The organism is Butyricicoccus faecihominis, from assembly GCF_014648015.1.
Taxonomy (GTDB): domain Bacteria; phylum Bacillota; class Clostridia; order Oscillospirales; family Butyricicoccaceae; genus Agathobaculum; species Agathobaculum butyriciproducens.
On the sequence record NZ_BMQH01000002.1, the window covers coordinates 170,002 to 187,592 of the forward strand.

Sequence of the window (17,591 nt, forward strand, 5' to 3'; positions counted from 1 at the left end):
CCTTACTTTGCCAGTTCGTACATTGCCGCCGCGATGATTTCCGCGTTCTGCAGCACGCGCTCGATCTCCATGTACTCGTCCGGCTTGTGCTCGCGCACCTCATCGCCGGGGAAGATCGGACCAAATGCGACAAGGTTCGGCATGGACTTGGCATAGGTGCCGCCGCCGATGCTCTTGAGCTCCGCCTTCTCGCCGGTCTGCTCCTCATATACCTTGGACAGTCTGCGGATGAGTTCGCTTTCGGGCGGCATGTAAATGGCCGCCGCGTGCGTCAGCTCGGTTTCGGTAAAGCCGCCGAGCGTGAAACCGCGCGACAGACGCGGGTATACGCGCTCGTATTGCAAGGTGACCGGGTAGCGCACCGAGAAAACGAGCGACAGCGTTTCCTGCTCAAATTTTGCCACGCCGAGGTTGAGCGTCAGCGGGCCGGACAGCTCATCGCGCATGGCGAGACCGAGGGACTCGCCGTGTACCTCCATGCCGATGCGCTCTGCCACAAATGCCATGCAGTCGCCAAGTTCGCCGGTCAGCGGCAGCTGATTGAGTGCCTGCGCCAGCCGTCCGATGGCATTTTCGCCCTGCTCCGGGGTCGAGCCGTGAACGGCAATGCCCTCGGCTTCCACGCGGATGCCGCCCTCGATCGGCGTGACGGTTACCTTGTCCGCGGAGATTTTGGAAGCCGCATCCGCCGGGCACTGCAGCTCCGCCGCCGCATACGCCGGAGAGATGTTGGAGGCGGCACCGCCCTCGAACTTTGTCAGGCGGTATTCACCGGTCTGGTGCAGCTTTCGGCTGTAAGTGCCGTTGAGAATGCCCTTTTCGCCGTTGATGATCGGGTATTCGCCGTCCGGCGTGAAGCCGTACACCGGCAGTTCGCCGCCATGCGAAACGTACCACGACATATCGCCGCAGCCGGTTTCCTCGTTGGTGCCGAACAGCAGACGGATGCGCTTGGAGGGGGCAAATCCGGCATCCTTGAGCGCCGCCAGCGCGTAGATGGCCGCCACCATCGGGCCCTTGTCGTCCATCGTGCCGCGTCCGTAAATGCGGCCGTTTTTAATCTCGCCGGAAAACGGCTCGGTCTCGGTCCAGCCGTCGCCGGCGGGCACAACGTCCAGATGACCGAGCACAGCCACCATTTCCTCGCCTTCGCCGTACTCGCACCAGCCGACACGGTCGTCCATATTGCCGGTCCGGAAGCCCAGCTGTTCGCAGAGCGCAAGCGTTTCGTGCAGCGCACGGGCAGGCTCACGGCCGAACGGCGCATGCTCCTCCGGCACGCCTTCTACGCTTGGGATGCGCACGAGCGCGGCAAGACTTTCCAGCAGTTCGTCCGCATGTGCGCGGATGTAGGGTTTGCAGTTCATAACAAAAACCTCCTTAACAGGGTGGATTATTCATCGGATTGGGAATGGTTGAGCACAAAATGGCTCTTTTTGTATGAGATGAGTCCGTCGCGCTGCATGCGGCTCAGCTCGGCGGACAGCGCACTGCGGTCCACGCCGAGGTAGTCGGCAAGCTGCTGACGGTCAAACGGAATGTCGAACGTGTCCGAGCCGTGCTGCACCGCCTGTGCGGACAGGTACGACAGCAGCTTGCCGCGCATGGATTTCGGACTTGTGTGGAAGATTTTTCGCGTCAAAAGCAGGTTTTTCTGCGCGGTGACGTCCAGAAGGTTGCGTAAAAGCACACTGTGCGCGCTGTCCTGCGCGGCAGAGGAGAGCAGCATTTCGCTCGGCAGGAACAGCACCTCGGACGGCTCGTCTGCCACCGCGGAGACCATCATGGGCGTGCCGGGGACGCAGGCGTACGTTTCAGCGAATACCAAACCGGGCGTAATGTGGTCGAGCAGCGTCTTGTGACCCCATGCGTCGCAGCGCTCGATATTCACGCCGCCCGAGAGCAGAATGCACAGCGCATGCGCGGTATCGCCGACACGGTAAATCGGCTGAAATTTGTCAAATTCACGCGTGCAGGCGTGCAGACGGCGCAAAAGCGGGGATAATTCTGCGGTTTCAATGCCGCGGAACAGACCGCAGCGTGCAAGGATGGACAGGTTCATATTTCCTCCTGTTTTGTTGTTGGGACAACATACTTTGCCTTCTCAGTATAGTAAGATATGAGCGTAAAGTCAAGCGGGACACACGAACCGCGCAGGCGGTTCGCCCTGACGGGGCGGCTCTTTTTCCTGCACCGGCTGACCGGGGCACACGAACTGCGTGAGCGTGTTCGCCCCTAACGGGCGGGGAGTTTTCCGCTGAACCTCAGCGGGGAGTTGCGCTCTGCGGAGCGCGGGAGACTGCGGCGCCCGCCGCGGGGGCAAAAAGGAAGGGACACCTGCGGTTTCCCTTCCTCTTTGAACTCCTACCTTTCCCTTGCTTGATAGCCCGACGAAAATCGGAGAGCGGCGACCGCTTCGAAAAGGAGGACGGCAGAGGATTTTTTCTACCGTGTCTTTCTCAACCGATTCGCAGTGTCAGATAGTGTACTGCTACACATGTAGTTTACTCTACGCAGGCGCAACATGACTGTGTTGCGCAATCCGTTAGTCTGGAGTTTACGGACGGCACCTGCGAATGTAGGCGTTCGGTAGCATTTATCTTCGTAGGTGCCTTCCAATATAACGCGTAAAAAATTTGCGCGGCACGGTTATGCCGCGCCCTGCGGAGAGTTGCCCGCCTGTGTAGCAGAATGGTATCCGACACTGTGAATACGCGGATACATGGACGGCCAACGGCCGTCCTGCGGAAGAAAAAATCCTCTGCCGTTCCCTCGTAGTCTCAGCTCTGCAAATTTCGCCGTGCCCTCATAGGAAAGGGGTGATCCACAAGAGGGTGGAAACCTTGGTGTCTACCCTCTTGTGCCCCCGCCGGGTAGGCGGCTCCAGCGGAACCATCTCAAGACAAGAAACAGGATATATAAGGAGAAAACACTATGATTCGCAAAATTATCGAAATCGACAAAGAAAAATGCAACGGCTGCGGCCTGTGCGCCCACGCCTGCCACGAGGGCGCCATCGGCATGGTGGACGGCAAGGCCACTCTGCTCCGCGACGACTACTGCGACGGCCTCGGCAACTGCCTGCCGGTCTGCCCGACCGGCGCCATCTCGTTCGTCGAGCGCGAAGCCGCCGCTTATGACGAAGCCGCTGTGCAGGCCAATATGCAGGCAAAATCTCAGCCGCATACCGGATGCCCGGGCAGCATGGCGCGGAGCATTGAACACGCCCCGGTCAATCAGCCGGCCTCGTTCATTCCGATGCCGAGCCAGCTGCGCCAGTGGCCGGTGCAGATCAAGCTCGTGCCGGTGAATGCGCCTTATTTTGACGGCGCAAACCTGCTCATTGCGGCAGACTGCACCGCTTACGCGTACGCAAATTTCCATCAGGATTTTATCCGGGGGAAGGTAACGCTCGTCGGCTGTCCCAAGCTGGATGATGTGGATTACAGCGAGAAGCTGACCGAAATCCTCCGTCAGAACAACATCAAAAGCGTAACCGTTGTCCGCATGGAGGTGCCGTGCTGCGGCGGACTGGAATACGCCGTCCGCACTGCGCTGCAGCACTGCGGCAAGCTGCTGCCGTGGCAGGTGAAGACCATTTCCATCAAGGGCGAACTGCTGGACGACTGACCGATTTCTGTCGATTTCACTGATTTGCATTTGCAATTTTCGTTCAAAACGTGTAAAATAAAAAGGTAACACCACATAATTGGACAAGAGTGATTTGTGAGTAAAGTTTGTGTTCTGACGCGGCACGGTTTCGCAGCAATACTTGATGTATTGCAAGAAATCGTAACAAAGTCAGAGCGCAAAATTTCCACAAAGCACCGCAGTCAAATTGTGTGGTGGTGCCTTTGGAATGACACCGCGCAACGCGGTATGTAGGAGCGAAAATTCATGGCAGTCACTTTGGCAGAGATCGCTGCGCTGGCGGGCGTTTCCCGCGGCACGGTGGATCGGGCACTTAACGACAGAGGACGCGTCGATCCCAAGGTTGCGGCACGCGTGCGCCGCATTGCGGCAGAGCGAGGCTACCGCCCGAACCGTGCGGGACGCATGCTGGCACGCGCGAAAAACCCGATCAGGATCGGCGTGATCGTCCAGTCGGTCGAGACCATGTTCATGCACACGGTATTTGAGGAGATCGAACGCGCATCGGCGCACTTTACCACCACCGGCGCAGAGGTCCTCGTGCGGCCGCTTGAGGGCATCGATGCACAGCAGCAGCTGGACGTGATCGACGAGCTGCTCGAGGCAGGCGTGCAGGGCATCGCGCTTTCTCCGGCGGAGGACGAGCGGATACGCGCCCGTATTCAGGAGCTGTCCGGGCGCATGCCGGTCGTTACCTTCAACTCGGATCTGCCGGACTCGGGCCGCCTGTGCTATGTCGGCGTGGACAATTTCGCGTGCGGACGCATGAGCGCCGGTCTGATGGACCTGCTGCTCGCCGGTCACGGGGAAGTCCTGTTGGTTGCCGGTCAGGAAAACAACTGGTCACATCAGCAGCGTGTGGACGGCTTTCAGACCGAGGCTGCCGCAAATTTCCCCGGTTTGAGCCTGCTGCCGCCGCAGACCTGCGGTGACGATCAGCAGCTGGCGCATGATATTGTGTGCCGCGCCGTGAAGGAGCATCCGTCGCTGCGCGGTGTGTACGTTTCGGTAAACGGTCAGCTCGGCGCGTGCGACGCGCTGCGTGAACTGGGTTTACAGGGCAAGGTGCACCTGATCTGCCACGACTTGATTCCGGCAAATGCGGAGAATGTCCGCCGCGGACTCATCGACTTCCTGATTGATCAGGATGCCGCCCTGCAGGGGGCACGTCCGATCGAGCTGCTCATGGACTACCTGCTGGCAGGCGAAAAGCCGGAGACCGACCGCATTCTTGCGTGCATTGATATCCGCAACCGCTACAACGTGTGAGGTGCGCGATGAAAGAGGTTTTGCGGCTCGATCACGGCGTTTTGACACATTTTCCGGCACCGGTCGGATGGAATAAGCCTGCGCTCATCCTGTGCCCGGGCGGCGGCTACGAATACTGCTCCATCCGGGAGGGCGCACCGGTCGCGCGTGCGTTTGCGCGGGACGGTGTGGAAGCGTTCGTGCTCGAGTACGACTGCACGGAGGTGCCGCTTGGCGTAAAGCCGCTGCACACGCTGTCCGCGTCTGTCGCCTGGGTGAGAGAACATGCGGCACAGCTCGGCATCGCGGCAGACCGCATTGCGGTCGGCGGATTTTCGGCGGGCGCCCATCTGGCGGGACTGCTGGCGGCGACGTGGCACGACGCGGACTGGTTTCCTGCGGGCACGGATTTGCAGGCGCACCGACCGAATGCGGCGGTGCTGTGCTATCCGGTGGTCTCGGCGGGAGCGTATGCGCATCGCGGCAGCTTTGTGCGTCTGGCAGGTGAAAATGCTGCGGAACAGCGGAGATTTTCGCTGGAAACGCTGGTTTCCGCGCGCATGCCGCGTACATTTTTGTGGCACACCCTGACGGACGCGACCGTTCCGGTCGAGAACACGCTGCTGCTCGAGGCGGCTTTGCGCCGAGAGAACATCAGCCACGAGCTGCACCTGTTCCCGCACGGCGTGCACGGACTCGCGCTCGCGGATTTGGAGACAGCAGACCCGATGAAAGGGCGCGTGCCCGACCGGCATATAAACCGCTGGCAGGTACTCTACGCGGAATGGCTGAAGGAGGAATAACAATGCAGATTCGACACGCCCGGCCGGAGGATCTTCCGGCGATGCAGAAAATTTTTGCGGACGCGCGGGCATTTATGCGCGAAAACGGCAATCCCGATCAGTGGGGAGACAGATTCCCGACGCAGGAAATGCTGGACAAGGATCTTGCACTGCACCGCAGCTACGTCTGCGAGGACAACGGCAAAATCGCAGCGACCTTTGCGTTTACGACCGACGGCGAGCCGACCTACCGCGTCATTCGCGGCGGCGCCTGGCTGGACGATGCGCCGTACGGCGTTGTCCACCGTATCGCGGCGGCAAAGGGCACGCACGGCGCGGCTTCGTTCTGCATGAACTGGTGCATGGAGCAGTGCGGCAACATCCGCATCGACACGCACGCGAACAACAAGCCCATGCAGGGTCTGCTGAACAAGCTCGGCTATACCTATTGCGGCGTCATTGAGCTGGAAAACGGGCGCGGAGAACGTCTGGCGTTCCAGAAACGAGTAGAAAAGTAAGTAAGAAACAGCAAACGGCATACCGGAGAGAATCTCACGGTGTGCCGTTTTTTTATTTCCGGACTTTGATAAAATTAAAGATTGACTTTAATATAATTTGATATTATAATGAAGTTGCAATGAAAGGAAGTGATAGCCGTGGCAATCGAGGTAATGCCGGAGTGGCTTGCATCGCTGGACGAGGAGGACGTGTCGTTCATCAAAAAATTCGTGCTGGCGTCGGGTTCGCTCAAGGAGGTCGCGGGCATTTACGGTGTGACCTACCCGACCGTGCGCCTGCGTCTGGACCGTCTGATCCAGAAGATCAGGCTTGGCGAGCAGGCGGACGAGGAGCCGTATATCGCGCTCATCAAGCGTCTTGCGGTCAAGGACAAGCTGGATTTTGACACGGCGAAGCTGCTCATCAACGAGTACAAAAAGCTGAGAGAGGGGAACAAATAATGCTGATTGCAACGGTTTCTACAATTATTTCGCTGATTTTTCTGATCGCGTTTGTCGCGGCAATGATTATTTTGCAGGTCTATCTTTCCAGACGGAAGAGCAAAGTGCCGGGACTGGTACTGCCTGCCATCACGTTTTCGGGGGAGCTGTTCATCCTGCTGAACGTGGTGACGAATGTGGTGATGACCTCAGTGGCTGACAATGCGGTTGGCGGAGTGGATTCGTATGACGTGTTCGTGACGGTGCTCAACACGGTGCTGACGCTGCTCGTTATCTCCATGCCGACCATCGTGCTGCTGGTGATCTACTTCCTCAGCCGCAGAGGGATGAACCGCAAAAAGCAGATCGAGAAGATGAATATTCAGGATTTGTGAGTTTTTCGCTGAAATTCAGCGGGACATGGCCTGCCCGGCCGGGGCACAAGAGGGTAGACACCTGCGGTTTCCACCCTCTTGTGAATCACCCCTTTCCCTTGGAGGGCACGGTGGTGATGGGAGAACTGAGACTATAGAGGAACGGCAGAGGATTTTTTCTACCGTAGGGGAGCACAGTGTGCTCCCATTTCTTTACCTATTCGCAGTGTCAGATACCGTTCTGCTACACATAAGATTAAGTCCACGCAGAGGGCGGCATGACAGTGCCGCCCAATTTTTTTGCGCGTTATACCGCCCGGCACCTGCGAAGATAAATTGTACCGAATGCTTAATTCGCAGGTGCCGTGCGTTACAACATGCCAAAGTGTTGCGCGACACTGTTATGTCGCGCCTGCGTAGAGTAACTCGCCTGTGTAGCAGTATGCTATCTGTGAACTGCGAAAAGGTGGAGAGAGCCACGCAACGGTAACCCGACTGCCGTTCCTCTTTTCGAAGCGGTCGCCGGTCTCTGGTCTGCGCCAGATTAGGAAGCAAGGGAAAGGTAGGAGTTCAAAGAGGAAGGAAAACCGCAGGTTGTCCTTCCTTTTTGCCCCCGCCGCGGGCGCGGCGAATCCCCGCGCTCCGCAGAGCGCAACTCCCCGCTGAGGTTCAGCGAAAAACTCCCCGCCCGTCAGGGTCGAACACGCTAACGCAGTTCGCGCACCCCGGCTTTCCGGTGCAGAAAAAGGAGCCGCCCAGATAGGGCGAACCCGCCGACGGCAGTTCGTGTGCCCTGGTCACCTTGTGTCGAGAAAAGAAAAGCACCGCAGAATTGCTTCCACGGTGCTCAAAGTATGCACTTTTACTCAAATCGCAGCAGCGTATCGACATCCTTACGCGCCGGAGCCTGCGGGTCCTGTGCCGGATGACCAAGTGCGATGAGCGCGGCCACTTCCTGACCCTCGGGGATTTCCACGACCTTGGCAACCTCGGCGGGATCGTAAACGCCCATGATGACCGTGCCGAGACCGAGCGCGTGCGCGGCAAGGCAGAAGGTCTGCGCGGCAACGCCCGCGTCAAAGGACTGCCAGTGAGTGGCAAGCGGGGTGCTGAACGAGCCGTCGCGCTCGTAGCCCGAGCGACCCTTGATCATGGTCAGCACGACCAGTGCCGGTGCACCGTGCGTGGTCTTCTGGTTGAAGGCGAAGTCCAGCATGCAGTCGTCCGCCAGCTTGTCCTTCTTTTCCTTGTCGGTCACAACGATGTAGCGCGCGATCTGCGTATTCTTCCAGCTCGGCGCAAAGGCGGCAGCTTCAACGACCTGACGAACCTCGTCCTCGGTCACAGGCTGCTCGGTGAACTTGCGGATGCTTCGGCGGGTTTTGATACATTCCAGTGCTTCCATGAGAATATCTTCCTTTTTAGAGTATGTTTGACTTTATTATAGCAGAGCGGAAAAGCAAGTGCAAGTTAATTATCTGCCATTACCTTAATATAGTAGCGGCGATGGCGCGGACCGTCGAACTCGCAGAAGTACACGCCCTGCCAGATGCCGAGGAGGGGCTTGCCGTCCTCGATGAGCACGGTCTGGCTCGGGCCGACATAGCTGCACTTGAGGTGCGCGGTCGAATTGCCCTCGGCATGCCGGAACTCGCGCCGGTCGGGAAACGCCTCGCGCAGACCGAGCAGCAGGTCGTGCTGCACATCCGGGTCGGCGTTTTCGTTGATGGTGATACCGGCGGTCGTGTGCGGACAGTACACCACGGCAAGACCGCTCTGCACACCGCTCTCGCGGATGACTTCACGCAATCTGGCGGTGATATTGTACATGCCCTCGTGATCGGTCGAGATGGAAAATTCCCTGGTTTTCATGCTCATTCTCCTCGACTTTCGTGCAGATAGGTCGCTTCCAGATCGGAAAGGTGCAGCTTTACGGCAAGCGGATACTTCTCGAACGCGTGCGCGAGTGCGAAGCTGCCGCCCTTGACCGACTCGTCAAAGCCGCCCATGTGCCAGCGCACGGCGATGGCCTCCTCCGTGCGCAGCCGCATGAACCGCTCGATCAGGAATACGGATTTTTCGCCGTGACCATACGGAAACTGGTCGTCTACTGCGTAAACCGGCACCTTTTCCCACTCACCGCGGTCGTTTTTGCGGTTGCGCAGCTCGGTCTTGTAGAAACCGGCCTTGCACAGATCGTGCAGGAGAGAAACGATGGTGTAGCTTTCCAGATCGTCGGTCTCGGGATTGAAATGCTTGGAGATCAGCACGTTGTACACGTTGAGTGAGTGGTCGAGCAGACCGCCCTCATACGCAGCGTGGAACCGCGTGGACGCGGGAGCCGTGAAGAAATCCGTGCCCTCGAGCCACGCAAGCAGCTTTTCCGCGCCCGGACGATGGATGTTTTTGTTGTAGGTTTCGATGAAAATCTCTTTATTTGACATGTTGTTCCTCCATTCGGGTGCGGGCAAGCCGCAGAAGCGTATCCCGCCGATTGTCGGTCTGGCCGTCTATCACGGCGTCCAGCAGGGCGTGCAGCATTTCACCGACCGGCCTGCCGCGCAGACCGAGTGCCCGTAAATCGGTTCCGTTTACGGCAAGCTGCCGCAGCGAGAAGCATTGCTCCTGCGCGAGCACGCGGTTCAGCAGCGCTTCGGTCTCAAACAGCTGCGCCACATAGTCGCGGCTGGTGCCCTGACCGACCGCATCGCCTTTTTTGATCGCCAGCAGGTCGCGGAACCGCGCCTCTCCGATGCGCGACAGGCTGCGCCGCACCAGCTTTTCGTTGTCACCGAGCGGTGTGTCGTGCCGCTCGACCAGCAGGAGGATGCGTTCGGTGTCCGCGCTCGAGAACCGCAGCCGCGGCAGGAGCTTGCGCGACAGCGCAAGGCTCGCCCTGGGATGTCCCCGGAAATGCCCGATGCCTTGCTCGTCCACGGTCTTGCAGGCGGGCTTGCCGCTGTCGTGCAGCAGCATCGCCCACCGGAGCACCGGCTCGGCCGGCACCTGACCGACCGCGCGCACGGTGTGCTCCCACACATCGTACAGGTGGTGCGGATTCTGTTGCTGACAGCCCAGCATGGGCGCGAGTTCGGGCAGGGCAGAGGTGATAAGGTCGGCGTAAGTCATCAGTGTGCGCTGCACATAGCGGCCGCACAGCAGACCGGTCAGCTCCTCGCGGATGCGCTCGGCGGCAATGCAGTCCAGGCGATGTACCTGCCGCCGCATAGCAGCGGCGGTTTCCGGCTCGATGGCAAAACCTAGCTTGGATGCGAAGCGCAGTCCGCGCAGGATTCGCAGCGCATCCTCCTGAAATCGGGTGTCTGCATTACCGACCGCGCGCAGAACGCCGTTTTTGAGGTCGGTTTGCCCACCAAACGGGTCGCACAGACCGCGTTCCGGGTGCCACGCCATCGCACCGACCGTGAAATCTCTTCGTGCCAGATCCTCACGGATGTCGGTGACAAAGCGCACGCCGTCCGGATGCCGCCCATCCGAGTAGCCACCCTCCGTGCGGTAGGTGGTAATCTCGAGCGGGCCGCCGTCCGTGAGTACGGTCAGCGTGCCGTGCCTGAGTCCGGTCGTGAGCACACGCGCGTCCGCGAACACGGCCTGCATCTGAGCCGGAGAGGCGGACGTACACAGATCCCAGTCGTGCGGCTCTGCGCCGCGCAGGCTGTCGCGCACGCAGCCGCCGACCGCCCACGCCTCAAATCCGGCACGCTCTAATCGCCGGATGGCGTGTGCCGCGTGTTCGGGCAGCTGCATCACTTTTTGTCCTGCTTCAGCTTGTACGAGCTGCCGTCCGGATTGATAACCACCGTGTTGTCCAGCTGTGCCTTCAGGCTCTTGCGGAAATCGGCAACGTACTCTGCGCGGAGCTCCTGCTGCTCCTTCTTCTCCGCGTCGGTCAGTCCTTCGGTCTTGGCCTTTTTTGCAAGCGCGTTGATGCGTGCAATTTTTTCGTCTGTCATATCGCAAAATCTCCTTGATTATCCTTATGCTATCTTTATATTATATCAAACTTCTATCCGTAATGAAAGCCTTTTGCGGACGCTGAGCAGCCGTTTCCGGTTATACCGCTGAATCCACGCGAACGGCAGGTTGGCGAGCTGGATAACGAGCGCGATAACGGCATACCGAATGAGCCACGCCGTCCGGTTCGCACTCAGCAGACAAAACCCGAGCGATACCCAGCCGAGCACGCCGATCACATAATGAATCACCTCCGCACGGCAGGTGATGAACAGAAAACGGTCGAGGTATGCCGTATCCCGCCCGGATTTTAGGTGCCGCTTGTCAAATTCGGGATTAAACTGCGGCAGCCGATCCTTCCATTTCGGCAGACCGATCTTGCGGAAAACCCGCATTTCCCAATCGGAAACCGTGAAAAAGCGCCGGTTTGGGTCGAACCACCGTGTCTGCACGTCCTGCGGCAGAGCGCACACTGCGCCAGCCGTACCGAAATGCAGTCCGAACCAGAACGCTGTATTCAGCAGAGTAATGAGCAGATCCTTCATGCGGTTTGCCTCCCTTCGTACTGCCTCTATCATACCATGATATCGCCGTTTGTTCAACCGAACTGCCTTGACCGACAGGCTTCTGCATGCTACAATAAATGGAGATTCTTCTGTGTTAAATCATAGTAAAGAGGTAGTTTATATGAAAATCGAAACAAAATGCCTGCATGAAGGCTACAAGCCGGAAAACGGCGGTCCGGGCGTCATGCCGATCGTGCAGTCCACCACTTACCGCTTTGACTCGACCGCAAAGATCGCGTCCCTGTTCGATATGCCGACAGAGTGCATCTACTCGCGCTTTGCCAACCCGACCTGCGACGCGGTAGAGAAGAAGATCGCGTCCCTCGAGGGCGGCGTCGGCGCGATGCTGACTTCCTCGGGTCAGGCGGCATCCCTGCTGTCCATCCTCAACCTGTGCTCGGCAGGCGACAGCTTCATCGCGGCTTCCACCATCTACGGCGGCACGATCAACCTGTTCGGCGTAACGCTCAAAAAGCTCGGCATCGAGTGCATCTGGGCGGACGCAGAGGCGAGCGAGGAGGAAGTGCAGAAGCTGTTCAAGCCCAACACCAAGGCGGTGTTCGGTGAGACGCTTGCAAATCCGGCTCTGACCGTGTTCGACATTGAAAAGTGGGCGAATATCGCGCACAAGAACAACGTGCCGCTCATCGTGGACAACACGTTTGCAACGCCGGTGCTGTGCCGACCGATCGAATGGGGCGCGGATATTGTCATCCACTCCACCACCAAGTACATGGACGGCCATGCCGTACAGGGCGGCGGTGTGATCGTGGACGGCGGCAAGTTTGACTGGGCGGCATCGGGCAAGTTCCCGGATTTCACCGAGCCGGACGAAAGCTACCACGGCGTGGTCTACACCCGCGAGTTCGGCGCGATGGCATACATCATCAAGGCGCGTATGCAGCTGATGCGTGACTTCGGCTGCTATCCGGCGGCGCACTCGGCGTTCCTGCTCAACCTCGGTCTGGAGACCCTTCCGGTGCGTATGCGTCAGTACTGCGAGAACGCGCTGACCGTTGCCAAGTTCCTCGAGTCGAGCGACAAGATCGCATCCGTTCGCTATCCGGCACTGCCGGGCAACGAGCACTACGAGCGTGCGCAGAAGTACCTGCCGATGGGCACCTCGGGCGTTATGTCCATCGACATCAAGGGCGGCCGCGCTCCGGCGATGAAGTTCATGGACAGCCTCAAGCTGGCGTGCAATGAGGTTCATGTTGCCGACATCCGCACCTGCGTGCTGCATCCGGCGTCCGAAACCCACCGTCAGCTGACCGATGAGCAGCTGGTTGCCGCAGGCATTGAGCCGGGCATGGTGCGTATTTCGGTCGGTCTGGAGAATGTTGAGGACATTATCGCTGACCTCAAGCAGGCGCTCGACCAGATTTAATCTACAGTAAAACAGGGTGTGTCAACGGACATGCCCTGTTCTTTTAGGAGGAAACTATGCGTATTCGCTCTATTGAAGCCGCTGACCGCGAATTCTTTATCGACCGCTGCCATGCGTTCTACAAAACACCTGCCTGCGACCATGAAATCCCGCAGCAGAACGCCGAACGCACGTTTGAGCTGCTCCTGCACGGCACGCCGTATGCGGACTGCCTGATTGCCGAGGACGAGAACGGACAGCCGTGCGCGTACTGTCTGCTGGCGCTGACCTGGTCGAACGAGGCGGGCGGTCTGTGCGTCTGGCTGGAGGAGATCATGGTGGATGACGAGCAGCGCGGCAAGGGCATCGGCAGCAGGATCATTGCCGCGGTGCACGAAAAGTACAACACAGCCGCGCGGTATCGTCTGGAGGTAACGGAAAGCAACGTGCGGGCAAGTGCTCTCTATCACATGCTCGGCTTTGAGGATTTGGAGTACAGGCAGATGATACTGGACACGCCGCCGCTCGGCTAAGCAGATTGTTGGTATTTTTGTCACAAACTTGTTACAAATTACCTCTTGATTTTGTGCACTAAGCGCACTATAATAAAGACATCAAAAGAAAGGAAGGAAGGTGGGTCCGATGGACAGTGAAATCCAGCAGTACGCGGGAGATATCCTTGTACATCCGCGTTTTCAGCAGCTTCGCACGTTCTGTCACCACGGACTGGACAACTCTGTGTATGACCATTCCGTTGCGGTAGCGGAAGCAGCCTGTCAGATCGCCCGCCTGATGCGTCTGTCGGAGAGCGAAACGACTTCGGTTGTCCGTGCCGCGCTGCTGCATGACTTTTTCGGCTATGACTGGCACGGCGAGCGCTTTCGTCGTTATCTGAGCCATTTTTCCGGCGTGCACCGCATTGCCCACATGCACGGGTTCATTCACGGCCACATCGCAGCCGACCGCGCCAAGCATACCTTCGGTCTGTCCGAGCGGGAGTGCGAAGCCATCGCACGGCACATGTTTCCGCTGGCGGCCATGCCGCGCACAAGAATCGCGTGGATCGTCACCGTGGCGGATAAGGCCGTGGCGTCCAAGGAAATGACCGCCGCTGTCGGCGGTTACGTCTCGCACGCGTACCATAAAATTTTCGCATAAAAAGCACCCGATCTCCATTGTGTCTGTTGGAGATCGGGTTTTTGTTATTCGTAGATGGAGTTGATGATGGATTTCATTTCGTCAACAGATATGTCACCGCTAAAACCAACTTCATAGCGGCCAAGCATGGTTACTGCATTCAAGTGCTCTAAATTATGCATGATATACCATGTTGTCCCGCCTTTTTGGTACTCAATGACAGGACGGCTGTCTTTTTCAATATGACTCGCGCCGAGTTCTTCTGTGATAGTATTTACCGTTATTATGAAACCGGGCTTATCGGGGTCTGCGGTGTATTCATAATAGGCAAGAATATCGAGGGTGTTAAAGCAATAGTCTTTGTATACGTTGATTTGATTCAGTACATACCCTTGCGGAATCTTCTTCGGTATGATAGGAGAGTTTATGCCTAAACCGTGTAATGCGGTCTTAACATCTGTGTTGATAATGTCAAAATTCTCTGTTATATGCGAAGTGTCCCAAGTGGATTTCGTTTTTTCCAAACCTACGTCGGACAAGTCTGTATCCGGTACATCTGCATATTCCGGGTCTACTTCTTCATGTACCGGTATCGGGTTTGCCGCCGAACCAAGCGGAGCATTAGGGTCATAATCTACTGTACTATCTTCCAGTGCATGGTTTTCCTCATAGTTTGCCGATGTACCATCCGGAAAATGCGTATAGCCGTCCTCGGTGGTCTCAAAATCGTCATGTCCGCTCTGGAAAAAGCCGAACGTCTCGGAATCCCACATCGCCGCATAGTCGAACGGATTGTGACCGGTAGCCAGCGCAAACACGGTTCCTGCGGCGAAAACAGCCGCCGCGACAACGAAAATGCGGTAGCACAGCCGCCGTCCGCGGTGCGGCCTGACGAAAAATTCCTTATGGTCGGCCTTGAACTTTTTAAGTGACGCTTCTGTGTCGATTTCCGGCGCGTCCGTCTGCGTCTGCAAATACTGCTCGAGCGCAGGCAGGGCTGCATCACCGTTTTCGCAAACCGCGTCCATCAGCCGGAACAGCTCGTCAATCTGCTTAGAATCCTGCATTGTCGTCACTCCTTTCCATAAGTTCGGCGCAGTGCCGCCGTGCGCGGCTGTACTGGCTGCGGCAGGCGGTCTCGGAAATGCCGAGTATTTCCGAAATGGTGGAATAGTCCATGTCCTCAGCGAGCCGCAGGGTAAGAATGCGCTGTTCGGACGCGGATAAGCCCTTTGGCAGCATGCCGGAAAACGGTATCAGCTCGGGTTCGGCGGTACGCAGAATGTTTTCCTCAAGCGGCGCGGCCGCGTGTCTGCACTGCATGCGGTATTCACTGATGGCGTTGTTTTTCAGCACGCGGAACAGCCATTTGACCGGCTGCTCGTGCTCCATCACGCTGTTTATCCTTGCCAGCAGGATGAAAAAGGTGTCGGCCACAATGTCCTCGGCAATATCGCGACTGCCGACAATGGGCAGAACGGTCTGCACCATCATCGAGTAATATTTTGTATATAATTCCTCGAAAAAGAGGATTTGCTTCTGTGTCAATTTGGTTCCCCCTCGGGTTGGAAATGATACCATTCAATTATACAACGCCTGAGCGGGATTTTCTGTGGCAAATTTTTTTGAAAAAATTTTTTAGCGGTTTGTTGTCACAAAACGGCGCTCCCGGTCGTTATAATAGTATCAGGAAAATAGATTGACAGAATATTATTTTTGTTGTATACCATAGGTATGGATAGAAAAAACTGTATTTTATTATGTGGAGGGGCAATTATGACTAAGTTCAAGAAAATCGTAAGCGGCACACTCGCGGGCTGCCTGATGGCGTCCGCACTGATGATGAGCGCAGGCGCAGCAAATGTGCAGACCTATATACCGTCGGGTACGGTGCAGGCAGCTGCACAGAATACGGCGCAGACCCGCACCGCCGTAAAAATCAATCCGCAGAGCGCGGACATCTATGTTGAGGGCATTCCGGCTGCCTTCCCGAGCGAGGACGGCAAGACGGTTTACACGGCGCTGAGCTACAACGGCTCGACCTATATGCCGCTGCGCACGGTTGGCCGCTGGATGGGCAAAAATATCTCGTGGGACAGTGCATCGCGCACGGTGTTCCTGTCCGGTACTACGGAAAAGTCGTATCCGTGTGCGGATGACGATGCGTACCACAAGGAAGGCGTAAAATATGTCGGTGCGACCGGCACGGCTACGCTCGATAAGGGCGTGAAGGTGCTCGTGGACGGCAAACAGCAGACCTTCAAGAACCAGAAGGGCGAGACCATTTATCCGCTGTTTTACCGGAATTCCATCTATCTGCCGCTGCGCAACATCGGTGAGCTGACCGGCATGGACGTAACGTGGTACAGCGCCAAGGCGGAGAACGACGTGAATGCCATCTTCCTGCGCATGCCGCTTTCGGACAGCAAACGCGCCGAAATGGAAACCTACGCGACGAACCTCATGAAGCAGCTGCTCGATATGCGAACGGATACGCAAAAGTTCAAGAATTGCGATTCTGCGGTAAAAAACGGCAGCTATACCGACTATGTGATTACTGATAAGGCCGTTGCTATGGCGGCTCTGGATTCCATCAAGCGCAAGGCGCAGACCATCCGCAGCGGCATGACCGAGCAGGCCAACCCGATCCGCTACTACAACAGCAGCCTGATGAACGAACTGGATTTCCTCATCAATAACGCAGATACCGTAATGGACCGCGTGAAGAACGGTCGGGTCGTGGTCGGCAGCAGCAACCCGAATGCGAGCGTAGTCGATCAGACCGCCGTCATGTTCGGCGCGGATGATACCATGCTTGACTGCGAACGTATGGTTCGCATGCTGCGGCAGAATATGGATAGACTGTTTTAACAGGCAAACAAAAGAAGCTGAGACAAAATCTCAGCTTCTTTTTTATGTTATCCGCCGCAGACCGAGCAGGCGGTGTAACCCTGCCGCTTGGCTTCGGAAAGCGACATTGGAATCTGGCTTTTCTTCAAATACCGGCAGCCGGCGCTGTGATATTTGGAGCCGGTGTCCGTGACGTAAACCGTTTCGCTTTGGTCGTCCGAGCTGCTGTAAGCTGCCGGGACGGACGAACTGTCACTCGAGGAACCGCCGGAGGACGAACCGCTCGATGCACCTGCTTTGAGCGTATCCACCTGATTCTGTAAATCTGCCTTCTGGCTCGTGAGCGTGTCCACCTGCGTCTGCAGGCCGTTCTTCTCCTCGGTGAGCGAAGCCACCTGCGCTTTCAAATCGTCAATGGCCGGCTGGGATTCGTCCGCCTGCGCCTGCAGGTCGGAGACCGAGTCTTCCAGATGGCTTACCTGCGACTGCAGGGAAGCGGTCTCGTTCATCTGCTCCGCCAGATGGTGATAATAGGTGTACGATGCACCGCCTAAAATGCAGTTCAGCAGCAGAGAAGCCGCGATTACAAGTGTTTTCAGCGTGTTTTTGTCAAATTTTTTGCCATCCATGGATGTCCTCGCTCCTTTCAGTCCGGTTTTATTGTATCGCCTAAAATCTGGCTGTGTAAATGCGGCAGAGCGAAT

At 57.4% G+C, this 17,591-nt stretch carries 21 protein-coding genes; 10 read left to right on the top strand and 11 right to left on the bottom strand.

Translation table 11 applies throughout. The features are described from left to right. Positions 1 to 2: 2 nt before the first annotated feature. Together pepV and IEY11_RS02465 are read right to left on the bottom strand one after the other, a co-directional pair. On the bottom strand, positions 3 to 1,367 hold the full coding sequence (gene pepV, locus IEY11_RS02460) for a dipeptidase PepV (RefSeq protein ID WP_188885661.1): 1,365 nt from the start codon (positions 1,365 to 1,367) through the stop codon (positions 3 to 5). Positions 1,368 to 1,393: 26 nt separating this feature from the next. Then, positions 1,394 to 2,062: a Crp/Fnr family transcriptional regulator gene (locus tag IEY11_RS02465; RefSeq protein ID WP_188885662.1), complete on the bottom strand. Its 669-nt coding sequence runs from the start codon at positions 2,060 to 2,062 to the stop codon at positions 1,394 to 1,396. An 872-nt stretch (positions 2,063 to 2,934) separates the two neighbouring features. On the opposite strand from IEY11_RS02465, the gene IEY11_RS02470 reads away from it, so the two are divergent. From IEY11_RS02470 to IEY11_RS02495, 6 genes are all read left to right on the top strand, one after another. After that, a complete protein-coding gene (locus IEY11_RS02470) occupies positions 2,935 to 3,630 on the top strand; it encodes a 4Fe-4S binding protein (RefSeq protein WP_188885663.1) in 696 nt (231 codons plus the stop codon). Between the two features lie 267 nt (positions 3,631 to 3,897). After that, positions 3,898 to 4,920: a LacI family DNA-binding transcriptional regulator gene (locus tag IEY11_RS02475; RefSeq protein ID WP_188885664.1), complete on the top strand. Its 1,023-nt coding sequence runs from the start codon at positions 3,898 to 3,900 to the stop codon at positions 4,918 to 4,920. Between the two features lie 8 nt (positions 4,921 to 4,928). Beyond that, positions 4,929 to 5,702: an alpha/beta hydrolase gene (locus IEY11_RS02480; protein WP_188885665.1), complete on the top strand. Its 774-nt coding sequence runs from the start codon at positions 4,929 to 4,931 to the stop codon at positions 5,700 to 5,702. 2 nt (positions 5,703 to 5,704) lie between these two features. Then, positions 5,705 to 6,199 (top strand): GNAT family N-acetyltransferase, encoded by a 495-nt coding sequence (locus IEY11_RS02485; RefSeq protein WP_118478568.1) that lies wholly within the window; start codon positions 5,705 to 5,707, stop codon positions 6,197 to 6,199. 138 nt (positions 6,200 to 6,337) lie between these two features. Then, entirely contained in the window at positions 6,338 to 6,640 is a 303-nt protein-coding gene (locus IEY11_RS02490; RefSeq protein ID WP_110437322.1) for a DUF2089 family protein, read from the top strand. Beyond that, the gene (locus tag IEY11_RS02495; RefSeq protein ID WP_118478570.1) at positions 6,640 to 7,014 is read left to right on the top strand and encodes a hypothetical protein; all 375 of its coding nucleotides are present in this window, start codon (positions 6,640 to 6,642) and stop codon (positions 7,012 to 7,014) included. Before IEY11_RS02490 ends, IEY11_RS02495 begins: the two co-directional genes overlap by 1 nt. Positions 7,015 to 7,855: 841 nt before the next feature. Here the strand turns inward: IEY11_RS02495 and IEY11_RS02500 are convergent. The 6 genes from IEY11_RS02500 to IEY11_RS02525 form a co-directional block, all read right to left on the bottom strand. Then, positions 7,856 to 8,398, bottom strand: a complete 543-nt coding sequence (locus IEY11_RS02500) for a nitroreductase family protein (RefSeq protein WP_188885666.1) — start codon at positions 8,396 to 8,398, stop codon at positions 7,856 to 7,858. Between the two features lie 65 nt (positions 8,399 to 8,463). Further along, the gene (locus IEY11_RS02505) at positions 8,464 to 8,865 is read right to left on the bottom strand and encodes a secondary thiamine-phosphate synthase enzyme YjbQ (protein WP_118360230.1); all 402 of its coding nucleotides are present in this window, start codon (positions 8,863 to 8,865) and stop codon (positions 8,464 to 8,466) included. A gap of 2 nt (positions 8,866 to 8,867) precedes the next feature. After that, entirely contained in the window at positions 8,868 to 9,437 is a 570-nt protein-coding gene (locus tag IEY11_RS02510; RefSeq protein ID WP_110437317.1) for a hydrolase, read from the bottom strand. After that, positions 9,427 to 10,761, bottom strand: a complete 1,335-nt coding sequence (locus IEY11_RS02515) for a CCA tRNA nucleotidyltransferase (RefSeq protein WP_188885667.1) — start codon at positions 10,759 to 10,761, stop codon at positions 9,427 to 9,429. Before IEY11_RS02515 ends, IEY11_RS02510 begins: the two co-directional genes overlap by 11 nt. Then, entirely contained in the window at positions 10,761 to 10,967 is a 207-nt protein-coding gene (locus IEY11_RS02520) for a DUF896 domain-containing protein (RefSeq protein WP_116704796.1), read from the bottom strand. Before IEY11_RS02520 ends, IEY11_RS02515 begins: the two co-directional genes overlap by 1 nt. A gap of 45 nt (positions 10,968 to 11,012) precedes the next feature. Then, entirely contained in the window at positions 11,013 to 11,513 is a 501-nt protein-coding gene (locus IEY11_RS02525) for a glycosyl-4,4'-diaponeurosporenoate acyltransferase CrtO family protein (protein WP_188885668.1), read from the bottom strand. A gap of 142 nt (positions 11,514 to 11,655) precedes the next feature. Between IEY11_RS02525 and IEY11_RS02530 the strand changes: the two genes are divergently transcribed. From IEY11_RS02530 to IEY11_RS02540, 3 genes are all read left to right on the top strand, one after another. Continuing rightward, positions 11,656 to 12,921 carry an O-acetylhomoserine aminocarboxypropyltransferase/cysteine synthase family protein gene (locus IEY11_RS02530; RefSeq protein WP_110437313.1) on the top strand — a complete coding sequence of 422 codons (1,266 nt, stop codon included), beginning with the start codon at positions 11,656 to 11,658 and terminating at the stop codon, positions 12,919 to 12,921. Between the two features lie 56 nt (positions 12,922 to 12,977). Next, entirely contained in the window at positions 12,978 to 13,433 is a 456-nt protein-coding gene (locus IEY11_RS02535; protein ID WP_118647224.1) for a GNAT family N-acetyltransferase, read from the top strand. A 109-nt stretch (positions 13,434 to 13,542) separates the two neighbouring features. After that, on the top strand, positions 13,543 to 14,058 hold the full coding sequence (locus tag IEY11_RS02540) for an HD domain-containing protein (RefSeq protein WP_188885669.1): 516 nt from the start codon (positions 13,543 to 13,545) through the stop codon (positions 14,056 to 14,058). Between the two features lie 44 nt (positions 14,059 to 14,102). Here the strand turns inward: IEY11_RS02540 and IEY11_RS02545 are convergent, their stop codons facing one another. Both IEY11_RS02545 and IEY11_RS02550 read right to left on the bottom strand, forming a co-directional pair. Beyond that, positions 14,103 to 15,104: a DUF4367 domain-containing protein gene (locus IEY11_RS02545; protein ID WP_188885670.1), complete on the bottom strand. Its 1,002-nt coding sequence runs from the start codon at positions 15,102 to 15,104 to the stop codon at positions 14,103 to 14,105. Beyond that, positions 15,091 to 15,585, bottom strand: a complete 495-nt coding sequence (locus tag IEY11_RS02550) for an RNA polymerase sigma factor (RefSeq protein WP_188885671.1) — start codon at positions 15,583 to 15,585, stop codon at positions 15,091 to 15,093. The genes IEY11_RS02545 and IEY11_RS02550 overlap by 14 nt, the downstream gene beginning before the upstream one ends. Positions 15,586 to 15,813: 228 nt before the next feature. Here IEY11_RS02550 and IEY11_RS02555 point away from each other — a divergent pair, with 228 nt between their 5' ends. Beyond that, a complete protein-coding gene (locus IEY11_RS02555; protein ID WP_188885672.1) occupies positions 15,814 to 16,908 on the top strand; it encodes a stalk domain-containing protein in 1,095 nt (364 codons plus the stop codon). Positions 16,909 to 16,955: 47 nt separating this feature from the next. Here the strand turns inward: IEY11_RS02555 and IEY11_RS02560 are convergent, their stop codons facing one another. Beyond that, complete coding sequence (locus tag IEY11_RS02560; protein WP_188885673.1) at positions 16,956 to 17,516, bottom strand: hypothetical protein; 561 nt, start codon at positions 17,514 to 17,516, stop codon at positions 16,956 to 16,958. Positions 17,517 to 17,591: the final 75 nt, after the last annotated feature.